The 15,230-nt window shown below is 69.6% G+C and carries 15 protein-coding genes, 1 pseudogene and 1 riboswitch; of the genes and pseudogenes, 9 read left to right on the top strand and 7 right to left on the bottom strand.

The features are described 5' to 3' along the window. Positions 1-265 precede the first annotated feature (265 nt). The 3 genes from ACIRQP_RS26465 to otsB all read left to right on the top strand — a co-directional run bounded on the left by ACIRQP_RS26465 (position 266) and on the right by otsB (position 2,774). On the top strand, positions 266-1,513 hold the full coding sequence (locus ACIRQP_RS26465) for an extracellular solute-binding protein (protein ID WP_403893799.1): 1,248 nt from the start codon (positions 266-268) through the stop codon (positions 1,511-1,513). 11 nt (positions 1,514-1,524) lie between these two features. Beyond that, entirely contained in the window at positions 1,525-1,803 is a 279-nt protein-coding gene (locus ACIRQP_RS26460) for a DUF3263 domain-containing protein (RefSeq protein ID WP_403893636.1), read from the top strand. Between the two features lie 128 nt (positions 1,804-1,931). Next, positions 1,932-2,774 (top strand): trehalose-phosphatase, encoded by an 843-nt coding sequence (gene otsB / locus ACIRQP_RS26455; RefSeq protein ID WP_403893635.1) that lies wholly within the window; start codon positions 1,932-1,934, stop codon positions 2,772-2,774. Between the two features lie 16 nt (positions 2,775-2,790). Here the strand turns inward: otsB and ACIRQP_RS26450 are convergent, their stop codons facing one another. The 3 genes from ACIRQP_RS26450 to ACIRQP_RS26440 form a co-directional block, all read right to left on the bottom strand. After that, positions 2,791-4,230, bottom strand: a complete 1,440-nt coding sequence (locus ACIRQP_RS26450; RefSeq protein ID WP_403893634.1) for a trehalose-6-phosphate synthase — start codon at positions 4,228-4,230, stop codon at positions 2,791-2,793. Between the two features lie 92 nt (positions 4,231-4,322). Further along, positions 4,323-4,493 carry a hypothetical protein gene (locus tag ACIRQP_RS26445; protein ID WP_403893633.1) on the bottom strand — a complete coding sequence of 57 codons (171 nt, stop codon included), beginning with the start codon at positions 4,491-4,493 and terminating at the stop codon, positions 4,323-4,325. A gap of 44 nt (positions 4,494-4,537) precedes the next feature. Beyond that, a complete protein-coding gene (locus ACIRQP_RS26440) occupies positions 4,538-5,515 on the bottom strand; it encodes a glucosyl-3-phosphoglycerate synthase (protein WP_403893797.1) in 978 nt (325 codons plus the stop codon). 168 nt (positions 5,516-5,683) lie between these two features. Then, positions 5,684-5,813, top strand: a riboswitch (SAM riboswitch). A gap of 17 nt (positions 5,814-5,830) precedes the next feature. Here ACIRQP_RS26440 and thrC point away from each other — a divergent pair. From thrC to groL, 4 genes are all read left to right on the top strand, one after another. Continuing rightward, positions 5,831-7,156, top strand: a complete 1,326-nt coding sequence (gene thrC / locus ACIRQP_RS26435) for a threonine synthase (RefSeq protein WP_403893632.1) — start codon at positions 5,831-5,833, stop codon at positions 7,154-7,156. Between the two features lie 41 nt (positions 7,157-7,197). Continuing rightward, positions 7,198-7,473, top strand: a complete 276-nt coding sequence (locus tag ACIRQP_RS26430) for a ubiquitin-like small modifier protein 1 (RefSeq protein ID WP_030353343.1) — start codon at positions 7,198-7,200, stop codon at positions 7,471-7,473. A gap of 415 nt (positions 7,474-7,888) precedes the next feature. Then, on the top strand, positions 7,889-8,092 hold the full coding sequence (locus ACIRQP_RS26425; RefSeq protein ID WP_005315736.1) for a cold-shock protein: 204 nt from the start codon (positions 7,889-7,891) through the stop codon (positions 8,090-8,092). Between the two features lie 397 nt (positions 8,093-8,489). Beyond that, positions 8,490-10,115 (top strand): chaperonin GroEL, encoded by a 1,626-nt coding sequence (groL, locus tag ACIRQP_RS26420; RefSeq protein WP_383019969.1) that lies wholly within the window; start codon positions 8,490-8,492, stop codon positions 10,113-10,115. A 96-nt stretch (positions 10,116-10,211) separates the two neighbouring features. On the opposite strand, the gene ACIRQP_RS26415 is transcribed toward groL, so the two are convergent. Both ACIRQP_RS26415 and ACIRQP_RS26410 read right to left on the bottom strand, forming a co-directional pair. Further along, complete coding sequence (locus tag ACIRQP_RS26415) at positions 10,212-10,796, bottom strand: Uma2 family endonuclease (RefSeq protein WP_403893631.1); 585 nt, start codon at positions 10,794-10,796, stop codon at positions 10,212-10,214. A gap of 59 nt (positions 10,797-10,855) precedes the next feature. Next, positions 10,856-11,754 (bottom strand): annotated as a pseudogene (locus ACIRQP_RS26410) (hypothetical protein). Positions 11,755-12,018: 264 nt separating this feature from the next. Between ACIRQP_RS26410 and ACIRQP_RS26405 the strand changes: the two are divergent. Next, positions 12,019-12,144, top strand: coding sequence for a hypothetical protein (locus ACIRQP_RS26405; protein ID WP_403893630.1), 126 nt, complete (start codon positions 12,019-12,021; stop codon positions 12,142-12,144). 140 nt (positions 12,145-12,284) lie between these two features. On the opposite strand, the gene ACIRQP_RS26400 is transcribed toward ACIRQP_RS26405, so the two are convergent. Further along, positions 12,285-12,740, bottom strand: a complete 456-nt coding sequence (locus tag ACIRQP_RS26400; RefSeq protein WP_403893629.1) for a MarR family winged helix-turn-helix transcriptional regulator — start codon at positions 12,738-12,740, stop codon at positions 12,285-12,287. A gap of 216 nt (positions 12,741-12,956) precedes the next feature. Between ACIRQP_RS26400 and ACIRQP_RS26395 the strand changes: the two genes are divergently transcribed. Continuing rightward, positions 12,957-14,399 carry an FG-GAP repeat protein gene (locus tag ACIRQP_RS26395; RefSeq protein WP_403893628.1) on the top strand — a complete coding sequence of 481 codons (1,443 nt, stop codon included), beginning with the start codon at positions 12,957-12,959 and terminating at the stop codon, positions 14,397-14,399. Positions 14,400-14,450: 51 nt separating this feature from the next. On the opposite strand, the gene ACIRQP_RS26390 is transcribed toward ACIRQP_RS26395, so the two are convergent. Continuing rightward, positions 14,451-15,230 (bottom strand): DUF4097 family beta strand repeat-containing protein (locus ACIRQP_RS26390; protein ID WP_403893627.1); only part of this gene is annotated, 780 nt, incomplete at its 5' end.

Here is a 15,230-nt window from a genome sequence, read left to right as displayed (position 1 = left end):
CGGACCTGGCCGGTGGGACGCGGCTCCGGCGAGTGAGCCGAAGGGGCGCGCCCCTGTCGTAAAGGGAGGCTGTGCTCGATATGCGGCTTCACCGGGCGGCCGCGGGGACGTTGCCTAAGTGAAACCGACCCCAGGTGGACCCGAAACCTCCGGATGGGGGAAAATCGCTGCTTCATAACAATGCGTCACGGGGGACCGACCGGGGCCTTACGCGCAATCGAAGAACAAGGGCGGGAACACAGCCGTGCGACAGCGCTATCTGGGAATGACCGCGGCGATAGCCGCATGGGGCATGACAATGGCGCTGGCCGGCTGTGGCAGTACGGGAGGGTCCGGGGACGTCACCCTCAAGTTCGTCGCCGCGGACTACGGCACCAACTCGGAGAACTCCTCCGAGAAGTACTGGTCCGCGCTCGCCTCGGCGTTCGAGTCCAAGAACCCCGGCATCAAGGTCGACGTCAGCGTCCGTCCCTGGAAGACCGTCGACAGCGATGTCGCCACGATGGTCGAGGAGGACCGGGCCCCCGACATCGCGCAGGTCGGCTCGTACGCCAACTACGTGAAGCAGGACCAGCTCTACACCGCCGACGAAGTGCTCTCCGTCCCCACGCAGGCGAACTTCCTCGCCCAGCTCTCCGAGGCCGGCAAGGTCAACCGCATCCAGTACGGACTGCCGTTCGTCGCCTCCACCCGGCTGCTCTTCTACAACAAGAAGCTCTTCGACCAGGCCGGTCTGGACGCCCCGGAGAACTGGGACGACATCCAGTCCGACGCCGAGGCGCTCAAGGGCCTCGGCGTGACGACACCGTTCGCGCTGCCGCTGGGCTCCGAGGAGGCGCAGGGCGAGACCATGATGTGGCTGCTGAGCGGCGGGGGCGGCTACACGGACACCGCCGACGGTTCGTACAACATCGACTCGGAGCAGAACATCGCGACGTTCCAGTGGCTGCAGAAGGAGCTTGTCGGCAAGGGGCTGACCGGTCCCGTCGCCCCCGGGAAGCTCGACCGCGCCATGGCGTTCAAGGCGTTCACCAGCGGTCAGGTCGGCATGCTCAACGGGCATCCCTCCCTGATGGCGGAGGCCGCGAAGCAGGGCGTCAAGGTCGGGATGGTGACGCTGCCCGGCGTCAACGGCAAGGCCAAGGCGTCCATGGGTGTGGCCGACTGGATGATGGCCTTCAAGCAGAACGGCAACCGTACGGCGATCGGCAAGTTCCTGGACTTCGCGTACGACGACAAGAACGTGATGTCCTTCGCCGGGCAGTACGACCTGCTGCCGGTCACCTACAGCGCGAACGACGCGATGGCGGCGGATCCGCAGTACGCGGACCTGCGCAAGTTCCTGGACGCGCTGCCGACTTCCGAGCTGATTCCGTACGGCAAGAACTCGTGGGCGAGCGTGAGCGAGAGCTTGAAGAAGAACATCGGTAAGGCCGTCGAGCCCGGTGCCAGCCCGTCGAACGTCCTCGGCGGGATCGCCAGGGACGCGGCGGCGGCCGAGGCCGGCGAGTAGCGTGCGGTCATATGACCGCGTCTGATCCCGCCGATCCCGCCGATTCGGCCGATTCCGCGGAGCCCTCGGGGCTGTCCGAGCGGGACCGCGCCGTACTCGCCATGGAGCGGCGCGGCTGGCCGGGGCCCGGCGCCAAGGAGCGGGCGATCAGGGAGGGGCTCGGCCTGTCGCCGACCCGCTACTACCAGCTGCTGGGCGCGCTGCTGGACGATCCGCTGGCGCTGGAGCACGACCCGGTGACGGTGAACCGGCTGCGGCGGATCAGGGACGAGAGACGCCGCCGCCGCTAGTGCGGCGACCGGCACCAGGTCCTGTCCGGCCGGACAGGGCCTAGGCCGGCCGATCTTCGTAAGCCCGCGGCGGCCCTCCGTTGGCCGGACAGGCTCTCCGCGGTGGCGGGCGCCGATAAGGTCGTGGCATGGGCAGCAACCCGTACCCCCTGCCGAAACCGGCCACCCCCGCCGGCGCCGACGGTCTGGCCGCGCTCCTCGCGCGGCCCGGCAAGTCCGTCGTCGCGCTCGACTTCGACGGCACTCTCGCCGAGATCGTCCCCGACCCCGAACAGGCCCGCGCGCATGCGCGCGCCGTCCCCGCCCTGGCCGCGCTCGCGCCGCACGTCGCGTCGGTCGCGGTCGTCACCGGCCGTCCGGCCGGGGTCGCGGTGCGGTACGGCGGCTTCGCCGGAGTGCCGGGCCTGGACCATCTCGTGGTCCTCGGCCACTACGGCGCCGAGCGCTGGGACGCCGTCTCCGGCACCGTCCGCGCCCCCGCCCCGCACGAGGGCGTCGTGGCGGTCCGTGCCGAACTCCCCGGCGTCCTCGACCGATTCGGCGCCTGGCGCGGCACCTGGATCGAGGAGAAGGGCCAGGCGGTCGCGGTGCACACCCGCCGCGCCTCCGACCCGAGGGCCGCCTTCGAGGCCCTGCGCGACCCGCTCACCGAACTGGCGGCCCGCCACGGCCTGATCGTCGAACCGGGCCGCATGGTCCTGGAGCTGCGCCCGCCCGGCATGGACAAGGGCGTGGCGCTGCTGGAGTACGTACGCGAGATCGGCGCCGAGACGGTTCTGTACGCGGGCGACGACCTGGGCGACCTCCCGGCGTACGCGGCGGTCGAGAAGCTCCGCTCGGACGGCCACCCCGGCCTGCTGATCTGCAGCGGCTCCGAAGTACCCGAACTGGCCGAGCGCGCCGACCTGCTGCTGCCGGGACCGGCGGCGCTGGCGGACTTCCTGGCGGCGCTGGCGGAGACGATGGCCTGAGAGCCCGGCAGGTGCGTCAGGCGCGCAGCGCCGTCAGCTGGTCCAGGAACCACTGCCGCGGCGGCAGCGCCGTCGCCGCCGCGGCCAGCCGCTTGGCGCGTTCCGCGCGCTCGTCGGCGGGCATGGTCAGCGCCTCGTGCAGGGCCGCCGCCGTGGCGCTGATGTCGTACGGGTTCACCACCAGCGCGTCCCCGCCCAGCTCCTCGTACGCCCCCGCCTCGCGCGACAGCACCAGCGCGCAGCCGCGCTCCGAGACGAGGGGGATCTCCTTCGCGACCAGGTTCATGCCGTCGCGGATCGGGTTGACCAGTGCCACGTCCGCCAGCCGGTAGGCGCCAAGCGAGCGGGCGAAGTCGTCCTTGACGTGGAGGACGACCGGGACCCAGCCCTCCGTGCCGAACTCGGCGTTGATCGCATCGGCCACCCGCTGGACCTCGGCGGTGTAGTCGCGGTAGACCGCCAGGTCCTGCCGGGACGGGTAGGCGAAGGCGACATGGACCACGCGTTCGCGCCATTCGGGACGGTCGGTCAGCAGCAGCCGGTAGGCGAGCAGGCCGCGCACGATGTTCTTCGACAGTTCCGTACGGTCCACCCGGACGATGGTCTTCCGCTCCTCGCCCTTGCTCGTACGGCCGATCTGCCCGCGCAGGGTCACGATCCGCTCGTCCACGTCGGGGCGGTGCGCGCGCTCGCGCAGGAAGTCGCCGTCCGCGCCCAGGCCGTGCACGCCGATCTGTGTTTTTCCCGTGCCGCCCCTCCCGCCCAGCAGCTCCGTACAGCACGCGGTGAAGGCGTCGGCCCACCGGTGCGTCAGAAAGGCCGCGCGGTCCGCGCCCAGGATGCCGCGCAGCAGCTGGCGCGCGATGTCGTCGGGCAGCAGCCGGAAGTAGTCCACCGGGGCCCAGGGCGTGTGCGAGAAGTGCCCGATCCTCAGGTCGGGGCGCAGGGCGCGCAGTATCCCGGGCACCAGCGCCAGGTGGTAGTCCTGCACCAGCACGGCCGCGCCGTCGGCCGCCTCGTCGGCCAGCGCCTCCGCGAAGGCGCGGTTGTACGTCTCGTAGGACGCCCACCGCGCGCGGAACTCCGGGCCGAAGGACGGCTCCAGCGGGGTCTGGTACAGCAGGTGGTGGACGAACCAGAGCGTGGAGTTGGCGACGTCGTTGTAGGCGTCCGCGTACACCTCGGGCGCGATGCCCAGCATCCGCACCCGTCGGCCGCCCGTGTCGGCCGTGTCGAGCCGGCCGCCCGTACGCCGTACCGCCTCGCGGTCGCCGTCCCCGAGCGCCGCGCACACCCACACCGCGTCCGCGTCCGGACCGATGGCCGACAGGCCGGAGACCAGCCCGCCGCCGCCCCGCTTGGCCTCCAGCGCGCCGTCGTCGCGCAGCGTGTACGAGACGGGGCCTCGGTTGGACGCGACGAGGACCTGGGCCCGGGAGGGCGGCTCGGTAACCATGTGCCGAAACCTAGCCCGTCACGGAAACGCTCAAACGTACGGGCGCGGCCCTGTCGTCGGCTGTGCCGACCGTCCTGCGGGCGACGCTGTCGTCAGTCCCGTCGGCCGCGCAGGGCGGCCAGCGCGACCACCCCGGCGCCGCTCAGCGCGAGCACCACCCCGCCCAGCAGCCACAGCCGCTCGGCGGCGCTCCCGGTCTCGGCCAGATGCGCGTGCACAGCGGTCAGAGGCCCGGTCAGCGTTCCAGCCACCACATGATTCATGACCATAATCGGGCAATCTAGGGAACTCGCATGATCGCATTCCGTTACGCCGCGCGTCCGGCCGTGTACTCCGCGATCTCCCGCACCGGCGGCCGTTCCTCCGTGTCCACCGCGTGCGTACGCGGCACGAAACCGTTCTCGCCGCGCTCGAACTGCGTCAGCTCCGGCCGTACCAAGTGCGCCCGGGACAGCCGCAGCTGCGCCGTACGGTAGATCGCCGCGGCCATCCGCCCCAGCGCCCGCTCGTCCTGGTGGCGGTGGATCCGTACCCCGACGTCGACCTGCCCCAGCGCGTCGAGACCCGCCATGTGCAGCGCGTCCACGAGCAGCCCCAGCTCGACGCCGTATCCGACGGGGAACGGCAGCCGCTCCAGCAGGGAGCGCCGCGCCGCGTACTCGCCGCCCAGCGGCTGGACGAAACCGGCCAGCCGGGGCCAGTGCAGATTGAGCAGCGGCCTCGCCACCAGCTCGGTCACGCGTCCGCCCTGGCCGCCCTGGCCGCCCTGGCCGGGACCCCGTTCCGCCGCGGGCTGGTGCAGCGGACGGTCGTACATCGCCTTCACGAACTGCACGTCCTGATCGGTCAGCAGAGGCCCCACGATGCCCGACACGAAATCGGCCGAAAACCGTCGCAGATCGGCGTCCACGAAGCACACGACCTCGCCGCTCGTCACCAGTAGCGACCGCCACAGCACCTCGCCCTTGCCGGGCAGTGCCGGCAGCCGCGGCAGTATCGCGTCCCGGTGCTCCACGCGCGCGCCCGCCGCCGCGGCGACCGCGGCCGTACGGTCGGTGGAACCGGAGTCGATCACCACAAGTTCATCGACGAGCGGTACCCGCTCCATCAGTTCGCGCCGGATCACGGACACGATCTCGCCGACCGTCGCCTCCTCGTTCAGCGCCGGAAGGACCACACTCACCGACGTGCCGCGCGCGGCCTTCGCCACCATCAGCCGGTCGAGCGGGCGGTCGGCCACGGACCAGGAACGCCTGGTCAGCCAGTGCTCCACCTCTTCCAGCACGGTCGGTACTCCCTGTGCGTGTGCCATGAACGTGATCCATCTCGCGGTGCGGACGACTATCTCAACCGTGCGCTCCTTCGGTTACAGTCTTGAACAACACGAATGACCACCGCATGCCGGGGGTCGTTACGTGAAAAAACGTGTCGGACCCCGGGTCCGGCTCCATAGCGCTCATCCAGAGGGACTGAGGGAACGGCCCGTTGAAGTCCCGGCAACCCTCCCGCCGACCATTCGAGGTCACGGTGGGGAAGGTGCCAATTCCGTCTCGTGGCGAAGTACGTCGCGAGGAAGATGAGGAGAAAGGGCCTCGCCTCCATGTCTGTGCAGACCGCCGTACAGAACGCCGACTCCGACGCAGCCGGCACCAACTCGGCCGCCACCGGCGCCGTCGATCTCGGACCCGCCGCCGCACTCTCGTGCCGCGAATGCGGAGAGCGCTTCGACCTCGGTCCGATTTTCGCCTGTGCCAGCTGTTTCGGGCCGCTCGAAGTGGCGTACGACCTGCCGAGCGGCACCCCCGAAGAGCTGAAGAAGCGCATCGCCGAGGGCCCGGACAACATCTGGCGCTACGCGCCGCTGCTGCCCGTCCCCGCCGATGTGGCCACGAAGCCCAGCATCAACCCCGGCTTCACCAAGCTCGTCAAGGCCGACAACCTCGCCCGTGAACTGGGCGTCACGGGCTCCCTGTACGTCAAGGACGACTCGGGCAATCCGACGCACTCCTTCAAGGACCGCGTCGTCGCCATCGCCGTCGAGGCCGCCCGCGCCTTCGGATACACCACGCTCTCCTGCTCGTCCACGGGCAATCTGGCCGGCGCCGTCGGCGCCGCCGCCGCCCGTGCCGGCTTCCGCTCCTGCGTCTTCATCCCGCACGACCTGGAGCAGGGCAAGGTCGTCATGGCGGCGGTCTACGGCGGTGAACTCGTCGGTATCGAGGGCAACTACGACGACGTCAACCGCTTCTGTTCCGAGCTGATCGGCGACCCGCTCGGCGAGGGCTGGGGCTTCGTCAACGTCAACCTGCGCCCGTACTACGGCGAGGGGTCCAAGACCCTGGCGTACGAGATCTGCGAGCAGCTCGGCTGGCGGCTGCCCGACCAGATCGTCATCCCGATCGCCTCGGGCTCGCAGCTCACGAAGATCGACAAGGGTCTCCAGGAGCTGATCAAGCTCGGCCTGGTCGAGGACAAGCCGTACAAGATCTTCGGTGCCCAGGCCGAGGGCTGCTCGCCGGTGTCCACCGCCTTCAAGGCCGGACACGACGTCGTACGGCCGCAGAAGCCGGACACCATCGCCAAGTCCCTGGCGATCGGCAACCCCGCCGACGGCCCGTACGTCCTGGACATCGCCCGCCGCACCGGCGGCGCCGTCGAGGACGTCAACGACGAACAGATCGTCGACGCGATCAAGCTGCTGGCGCGCACCGAGGGCATCTTCGCGGAGACGGCCGGGGGCGTGACCGTCGGCGTGACGAAGAAGCTGATCGAGGCCGGTGTCCTCGACCCGGCCCTCACCACCGTCGTCCTGAACACCGGCGACGGACTCAAGACGCTCGACGCCGTCGCCCCGACGACCGGCCCGACGGCGATCATCCGCCCGAGCCTGGACGCGTTCCGCGACGCCGGCCTGGCCGGCAGCTGACGACCACCACGACGTTACGGAAGACGGAAGGCAGAACACCCATGAGCGTCAACGTCCGCATCCCCACCATTCTCCGTACGTACACCGGCGGCAAGGCCGAGGTCGCCGCCGAGGGGACGACCCTCTCCGAGGTCATCCAGTCCCTGGAGGCGAGCCACCCGGGCATCGCCGCCCGCGTCCTGGACGACCAGGGCAAGCTGCGCCGCTTCGTGAACGTGTACGTGAACGACGACGACGTCCGCTTCGAGCAGGGCCTGGAGACCGCCACTCCGGCGGGCGCCGGCGTCTCGATCATCCCCGCCGTCGCCGGAGGCTGATCCCCGGGATTCCGCTGGGATTTCGCGGATTCCCCTGATTTCCCGGATTTCCCGGATTTGCTCCGCTCTGTTACTGGTACGGCCCCCTCCGCGAGAGAAGCGGAGGGGGCCGTTCTACATGGTTGAGCGCGGTACAGTATGGGAACGCCCCGCTGTCGCCCCTGCCAAAGGCATGCGAGAACGCGACAACATGGAGTGGAAGTCGGAGTGCCGTATGCGCCGTAGGTGCGCTTTGCCCGGCCCGACTTGCCCTGGAACGCAGGGAATTCATCAGTATGTGTGTTCAGCCATGCCCAGAATTCTCGTCCGATTGACCTGTTGCAGAGGGCAGTTGGGCAGATACATTCAGCCGCGGTCGACGCGTTCCGGCGTGAAGTGTGGCCCCGTGCAAGGGCCAGTAATAGGGGAGTTAGGCATGGCTCAGGGCACCGTCAAGTGGTTCAACGCGGAGAAGGGCTACGGCTTCATCGCGGTAGACGGTGGTGCGGATGTTTTCGTCCACTACAGCGCGATCCAGATGGACGGTTACCGCACCCTTGAAGAAGGTCAGCGAGTGGAGTTCGAGATCTCGCAGGGCCAGAAGGGTCCGCAGGCGGACATGGTCAAGCTCGCCGTCTGATCCCGGCGCGATCGGCCACCGACGCACTGACGTACGTACTCACGCCGAAGGGTCCGCATCCCGAACAGGGGATGCGGACCCTTCGCGCGTTCCGGAGGAGGCCGGCCGCGGGAGGCTGTCCGGAGGCGCTGACAGGAGGGGTTGAAGGGGCCGCGGTGTACTGGCGGAGCTTGCACTCTCGGGGGCCGAGTGCTAATCATTGGCGTTAGCACTCTGCAAGTGAGAGTGACAACTTAAGGACCGGGTCGGTGAGGCCCGAAGAGCCGGTGGGGTAAGGAACCACACGGCTCTCAGGCCGTCCGTCGCGGGCGCCAGCACGGTCCGGAGCAATCCTTCCCCAAGCTCTCAACTGCGTTCGAGCAGGGGAGACCCCATCCGTCCGGGAGGACCACTTCACATGGCCAAGATCATCGCGTTCGACGAGGAGGCACGGCGCGGTCTCGAGCGCGGGATGAACCAGCTCGCCGACGCCGTCAAGGTCACCCTTGGCCCCAAGGGCCGAAACGTCGTCCTCGAGAAGAAGTGGGGCGCCCCCACGATCACCAACGATGGTGTGTCCATCGCCAAGGAGATCGAGCTCGAGGACCCGTACGAGAAGATCGGCGCCGAGCTGGTCAAGGAAGTCGCCAAGAAGACGGACGACGTCGCCGGTGACGGTACGACCACCGCCACGGTGCTCGCCCAGGCGCTGGTCCGCGAGGGCCTGCGCAACGTGGCCGCCGGCGCCAACCCGATGGCCCTCAAGCGCGGTATCGAGAAGGCCGTCGAGGCCGTCTCCGGTGCCCTGCTGGAGCAGGCCAAGGACGTGGAGACGAAGGAGCAGATCGCTTCGACCGCCTCCATCTCCGCCGCTGACACCCAGATCGGCGAGCTGATCGCCGAGGCGATGGACAAGGTCGGCAAGGAAGGCGTCATCACCGTCGAGGAGTCGCAGACCTTCGGTCTTGAGCTTGAGCTCACCGAGGGCATGCGCTTCGACAAGGGCTACATCTCGGCGTACTTCGCCACCGACATGGAGCGTATGGAGTCGTCCCTGGACGACCCGTACCTCCTGATCGTCAACTCCAAGATCGGCAACGTGAAGGACCTCCTTCCGCTGCTGGAGAAGGTCATGCAGTCGGGCAAGCCCCTGCTGATCATCGCGGAGGACGTCGAGGGCGAGGCGCTGTCGACCCTGGTCGTCAACAAGATCCGTGGCACCTTCAAGTCCGTCGCCGTCAAGGCCCCGGGCTTCGGTGACCGCCGCAAGGCGATGCTCAACGACATCGCCATCCTCACCGGCGGTACGGTCATCTCCGAGGAGGTCGGCCTCAAGCTGGAGAACGCCGGCCTGGACCTGCTGGGCCGCGCCCGCAAGGTCGTCATCACCAAGGACGAGACCACCATCGTCGACGGTGCCGGTGACAGCGACCAGGTCGCCGGCCGGGTCAACCAGATCCGCGCCGAGATCGAGAACAGCGACTCGGACTACGACCGCGAGAAGCTCCAGGAGCGCCTCGCGAAGCTGGCCGGCGGCGTGGCCGTCATCAAGGCCGGCGCCGCGACCGAGGTCGAGCTCAAGGAGCGCAAGCACCGCATCGAGGACGCGGTGCGCAACGCCAAGGCCGCCGTCGAGGAGGGCATCGTCGCCGGTGGTGGCGTGGCTCTGCTCCAGGCTTCCTCGGTCTTCGAGAAGCTTGAGCTCACGGGCGACGAGGCCACCGGTGCCGCGATCGTCAAGCTCGCGCTGGAGGCTCCGCTCAAGCAGATCGCCGTCAACGGTGGTCTTGAGGGCGGCGTGGTCGTGGAGAAGGTCCGCAACCTGACGGTGGGTCACGGCTTGAACGCCGCGACCGGCGAGTACGTCGACATGATCGCCGAGGGCATCATCGACCCCGCGAAGGTGACGCGCTCTGCCCTGCAGAACGCTGCCTCCATCGCGGCGCTGTTCCTCACCACCGAGGCTGTCATCGCTGACAAGCCGGAGAAGGCCGGCGCGGCCCCGGCCGGCGGCGGTATGCCGGGCGGTGACATGGACTTCTGAGCCTGACGGCTCGGACCCGGTCCATGGTCCTGATGTGACCGAGGGCGGTACCCCTGTTGCGGGGGTGCCGCCCTCGGGCGTTTTCCGGTGGCTTCGTCAGCGGGTGTAGTCCTTGAGCTTCTCGGTTTCGAGGGTGATGGAGACAGGGTGAGGGAGCTTGACCGTGGCGCCGTACGCGTGTGAGGCGCGGCTCTGGTACTCGCCCTTGTACGGGTCGGTGTAGACGACCAGCTTTTCGGCGTCCCGGTCGACAAGGAGATAGACGGGGATGCCGGTCGCGGCGTAACCGTCGCGCTTCTCGACGCGGTCACGGAGGTCCGTGTCGCGGTCGTGGGAAGTGACCTCGACCGTCATGAGGACGCCATCGGCAGGCGCCCACTCGCCATGACCCACGAAGTGGTCGAGGGGCGCGAGGGCTCCGTCTGGCCGGGCGCGGCCATTACGGTACGTCTCGACCTTCAGGCCCTGCTCCGGATACAGCGCCAGTTCAGGGCGCTGCTGCATGCACTGCCTCAGGAGCCACATGACGATGGCTCCGTGATCGCCGTCGGGCACCGGCTTGACCTCTAGCTTTCCGTTGATGAATTCGAGTCGCACGGTCTCGGGCGCGCCCCGTTCGAGTTCTTCGAATTCCTCGACCTGCATCTGCGGCCTGGCCTGGCGGCTTGAGCTGGGGGTCATGGTGTCGCCTCCTCCCCTCCATGGTGCCCCGGCTCTATGGCGGCGGATCGACTGGAGGGTCATGTACGGGTCCTTTCGGGTGGGCGCGTCGCCGCCGCGCGGGCCTCGGCCACGCGGGCGCGGACCTGGGTGGGGGAGAGCCGGGAAGCAGGGGATACGGGGACGGGCTCACCCCGGCACGGGCCGCACTCGCCGTCGCTGAGCGCTTCGGGGCGGCCGGGGGCGCCGCACTTCGCGCACTCCAGGACGCGCAGCGGCGGGCGTGGCGCGCGGATCCGCTCCGGTGGGAGCTTGGACGTCAGCCGTACGCGGGCGATCGCCGCCGGGTGGTGGACGTCAGCGGGGAGTCCGGAGGTGAGGGCACGCAGGATGTCCCTCTCGGTGGTGCCCCGTTCGAACCACGGCGTGGTCAGCGGCTCCAGCGCCGCGCAGTCGGCGGCCGACAGCGACATCATCGGCGCGCTGCGACCGAGCGCGGCGAGCAGGATGAAGGCGCGGGAACGCGTCGGCGGGTGTGAGGTGTTGGCCCGTGCGTCCGCCGTGGCCAGATCGCCGGAGACGAACGCCGCCCACCAGTCGTTGCCCCGCGCGGTACGGGAGAACCACGTACGCGTCACCCAGCGCATGCCGTCCCGCCCGGAGAGGTGTTCCTTGCCACGCCGCAGATGCCGGCCACCTGGAGCCGGCGGAGCGCGGTACGCAGGGCGCACTGCCCGTACGGCAGCACCTTCGCGAGGGCCTTCACCGAGATGTCTGTCCCCTCGGGCAGCCGGTCGATGAACGCGGCGACGGCGGCCTCGCGCGGCGGCAGCCGCGCGAAGTCGTCACTGCTGCGGGCCTTTTGGCCGGGCGTCGAACGCTTGCCGTAGCCGGGGACCGCCATCGGGGGAGATGTGGGTGAAGCGGGTGAGGCCGCATGCGTCTCGGGCACGGCGGCACTAAGCTGGCTCTCAGCCATGGGATCGGGTCCTAACCCGTCGATCTTGTTGGTCAAGCCCTCGCAGGTGTTGCTAGCACCGGCGGGGGCTGTTTTGTGCGTTGAGGGGCACGCTAGAGCGTCGCGACCCTGCGTGGCAAGTCGGTCACTGAAAGTCAACTCCCCAGGCGGGGAGGGTGGGTGGGTCAAGGCCCTCCGCCCCATCCCTGGAAAGAGGGCTCGGATCCCGAGGCTTGAGCCCCGGGCGCTCGCGGGGCGGCCGGGACGAGCGGGCGGAATGGTGCCGTGCGGAACGCTGCCTCCATCGCGGCGCTGTTCCTCACCACCGAGGCTGTCATCGCTGACAAGCCGGAGAAGGCCGGCGCGGCCCCGGCCGGCGGCGGTATGCCGGGCGGTGACATGGACTTCTGAGCCAGACGGCTCGGACCCGGTCCATGGTCCTGATGTGACCGAGGGCGGTACCCCTGTTGCGGGGGTGCCGCCCTCGGGCGTTTTCCGGTGGCTTCGTCAGCGGGTGTGGCCCTTGCGCGGTGTCGGCCCCTGAGCGGCGGTCATTCCGATTCGTACGGGGCGAGAACGCGGCTGAGCAGACGGGTCAGAGTCTGCCGGTCCTCGGCCGACAGCGGTTCGAGCAGATCGTCCTGCACCTGATCGAGCACCCCGTCCATGCGTCGCAGCTGCCGGACACCGTCGCCGGTGAGGGTCACCTTGTTGCGCCGTCCGTGGTCCGGGTCGGGCGCCCGGACGATGAAGCCCTGCTCGACCAGTTCGTTGACGGCCGCCACGACGTCGCTGCGGTCGATGCGGCACCGGCGGCCGAGCTGGGCCTGGCTCGCGGGCCCGAACTCGTGCAGTGCGGCCAGGATGCGGTAGTGGTATCCGCGCGCCCCCGCGGTGGTGAAGCCGTCGGACACCAGCCGGCGGGCGTGCACGGCCAGCTGGGTGATCAGCCAGCTCGGCTTCACCGTCAGGCGCTGGGGGATCTCGTCCATGGTGGCCACTCTCATGGTGGCCAGTCTATCAGTGTTGGTCGGGCCAACACTTTGAAGCGGCGCGGTCGGCCCGGACCTCGGCCCTGACCGCGCGGCGGGCCGAGGCCACCTCTCCCGCTTGAGCCCCGGGCGTCGAGGGCGGGGCCGTTGTCAGAGGTGGGCCCTATGATCAGGCGCGTATTCGAATATGTGACGGCTTTTCAGGCCGTCGCAGGAACCTGGGGGGTTCTGATGCGCGAAAGAGCGCTCACCGTGGCTGCCGTCTGCGCGGTCACTGTTCTTGGCCTTACCGCCGTGGCGCCGGTCGCCGGCGCCGCGCCGGTGGCCGTGGGGGGAAAGGCCGCGGGAGGAAAGGACGCCGACTTCAACGGCGATGGGTATCCGGACTTCGCCACCGGGGCTCACACCTCGACGGTGGGGGACGTCAAGCGGGCCGGGGTCGTCACCGTCTCCTATGGGTCGGCCGACGGGCTGAAGCTCAGCAGTGCCTCGATCGTCAGTCAGGCCACGCCCGGGGTTCCCGGCGAGCCCTTGGATGACGGGCGGTGGCGGGAGGTCAGTGCGTTCGGGGATCTGGACGGGGACGGGTACGACGACCTGGTGATCAACTGGGCCGAGCGGACCACCGTGCTCTGGGGGAGCAAGGACGGCATCACCGGCGCCGGGACCACCGTGGCCGTCGGGAACGCCACCGCCGCGAACCCGAAGGCGCTCGGCGGCACGATCGGTGTGGGGGACGTCAACGGTGACGGCGTGGACGACTACGTCACCCGGGGGCACAACGGCAAGACCTACGGCCTCTCCGTCCGGCTCGGTCCGATGAACCGGACCACGGGCGGGTCGGCCGGGGTGTGGTTCCGTGACACCGGGGGACTCGACAAGCTGCTGACCTCCGCCGCCTTCGTGGGTGACATGACGGGTGACGGCATCGACGATGTCGTCGTCAGCGGCGGGGTCGTGCTCGGGAACGGCACGCCGGGGGCCGTGGTGTTCAAGGGGTCGGCCACCGGGCTGGTCAAGAGCGGCACGTTCAGCGGGCTGTACCAGTACAGCACCTACTATCCGTCGGCCTTCGGCGATCTGAACAAGGACGGCTACCAGGACCTGGTCACCGGTCACGCGGACCTGGACAAGGTCTATCTGACGTACGGCGGCCCGAACGGCATGAGCGACACCCTGAAGCCCCGCTCCTACAGCCAGGCCGACACGGGCGTTCCGGGGATTGAGGAGCCGGGCGACGAGTTCGGCTCGGCGGTGGCCATCGGGGACACCGATCAGGACGGCTACGACGACGTGATCATCGGTGCCTCCTACGAGACCGCCTCCGACGTGGCGACCACCGCGAAGTCGGGCGCGATCACCGTGCTGCGCGGCAGCGCCTCGGGTATCACCACCACGGGTGCCGTGACCTTCACCCAGAACTCCAAGAGCATCCCCAGCACCTCCGAGAACGACGACCACTTCGGCGCCGCGGCGGCTGTGCTCGACTCCGACAAGGACGGCAGCCCCGAGGTCTACGTCGGCGGCAATGGCGAGGACGGCTACAAGGGCCGGGTCTGGAAGCTCCTGACCGGCCCCACCGGTGTCACGGGCACCGGCGCCACCAGCTTCCACCTGGGCACCCTCGGGGGCTCGACCGGCGGCGGCAACTTCGGCTACCGCATAGCCGGCTGACCGGTTCCGGTTTCCGCGGGCCGGGGGCCCCGGCCCGCGCGCGTGTCAGTGTCAGGCCTTGGCGCGGCGGATGTCGATGTTGCCGTAACGGGTACGGGCCCTGACCTCGACGGTGTCCTCGGACGTGTCCGGGCTCTCGGACGCGCCGAGCGCGTTGCGCACCTGGCCGGAGTTCGCGCTGACGTCGAGCCAGGCGGCCGTGCCCTCGCGGACGCCGATCTCGATGGCGCCGTAGGAGGTCTCCAGCTGGACGGTGCCGCGGGCGACTTCGTCGAGGCGCACGGTGCCGTGGGCGGTGGTGGCGGCGACCGAGCCCTCGGCGTGCTCGATGAGGATGTCGCCGTGGGCGCCGCTCACGCGCAGATCGCCCAGGGCGGTGCCGACGGTCGTGGTGCCGTGCGAGTTCTTCAGGACGGCGGTGCCGTCGACGGTGCCGACGCGCAGGCTGCCGGTGCTGGTGGTGATCTCGGCGGACCCCTCGACGCGGTCCACGGTGATGCTGCCGTGGGACGCGGTCAGGTGCAGCGGCCCGGTGGTTTCGAGGCGGGTGTCGCCGGACGAGGTCTTCACGCGGACCTCGCCGAGCCGGCCCTCGCCGTGCACCTGGGCCCAGGCGCCGGTCAGGTCGATGCCCGAGCCCGTGGGCAGTTCGACCGTCACGTCGACGGTGCCGGTGCGCCCGATGAGATAGCGCTGCTTGGGCGTCCTGATGGTCAACAGGCCGCCCGCGAACCGTACTTCGGTCTGGTCTGCCGCCCGTACGTCCTGGTCCTTCTTCGGGTCGCGTGGTTGCACCTCGACGAGGGTGTCGAGCCGGTCGGTGGCGATGAA

Origin of the sequence: Streptomyces sp. NPDC102274 (assembly GCF_044766385.1) — a bacterium.
Taxonomy (GTDB): Bacteria; Actinomycetota; Actinomycetes; order Streptomycetales; family Streptomycetaceae; genus Streptomyces.
Note: the sequence above shows the minus strand (reverse complement) of the source record. Positions and strands in the feature narration are given on the sequence as shown.

What these genes read in the sequence shown, in the direction of transcription:
- ACIRQP_RS26460 (WP_403893636.1), top strand. Translation starts at nt 1,525, where the DNA reads ATGACCGCGTCTGATCCCGCCGATCCCGCCGATTCGGCCGATTCCGCG.
- ACIRQP_RS26415 (WP_403893631.1), bottom strand. Translation starts at nt 10,796, where the DNA reads ATGACCCCCAGCTCAAGCCGCCAGGCCAGGCCGCAGATGCAGGTCGAG.
- ACIRQP_RS26425 (WP_005315736.1), top strand. Translation starts at nt 7,889, where the DNA reads ATGGCTCAGGGCACCGTCAAGTGGTTCAACGCGGAGAAGGGCTACGGC.
- ACIRQP_RS26430 (WP_030353343.1), top strand. Translation starts at nt 7,198, where the DNA reads ATGAGCGTCAACGTCCGCATCCCCACCATTCTCCGTACGTACACCGGC.
- ACIRQP_RS26395 (WP_403893628.1), top strand. Translation starts at nt 12,957, where the DNA reads ATGCGCGAAAGAGCGCTCACCGTGGCTGCCGTCTGCGCGGTCACTGTT.
- groL (WP_383019969.1), top strand. Translation starts at nt 8,490, where the DNA reads ATGGCCAAGATCATCGCGTTCGACGAGGAGGCACGGCGCGGTCTCGAG.
- ACIRQP_RS26400 (WP_403893629.1), bottom strand. Translation starts at nt 12,740, where the DNA reads ATGAGAGTGGCCACCATGGACGAGATCCCCCAGCGCCTGACGGTGAAG.
- ACIRQP_RS26465 (WP_403893799.1), top strand. Translation starts at nt 266, where the DNA reads ATGACCGCGGCGATAGCCGCATGGGGCATGACAATGGCGCTGGCCGGC.
- ACIRQP_RS26450 (WP_403893634.1), bottom strand. Translation starts at nt 4,230, where the DNA reads ATGGTTACCGAGCCGCCCTCCCGGGCCCAGGTCCTCGTCGCGTCCAAC.
- otsB (WP_403893635.1), top strand. Translation starts at nt 1,932, where the DNA reads ATGGGCAGCAACCCGTACCCCCTGCCGAAACCGGCCACCCCCGCCGGC.
- thrC (WP_403893632.1), top strand. Translation starts at nt 5,831, where the DNA reads ATGTCTGTGCAGACCGCCGTACAGAACGCCGACTCCGACGCAGCCGGC.
- ACIRQP_RS26445 (WP_403893633.1), bottom strand. Translation starts at nt 4,493, where the DNA reads ATGAATCATGTGGTGGCTGGAACGCTGACCGGGCCTCTGACCGCTGTG.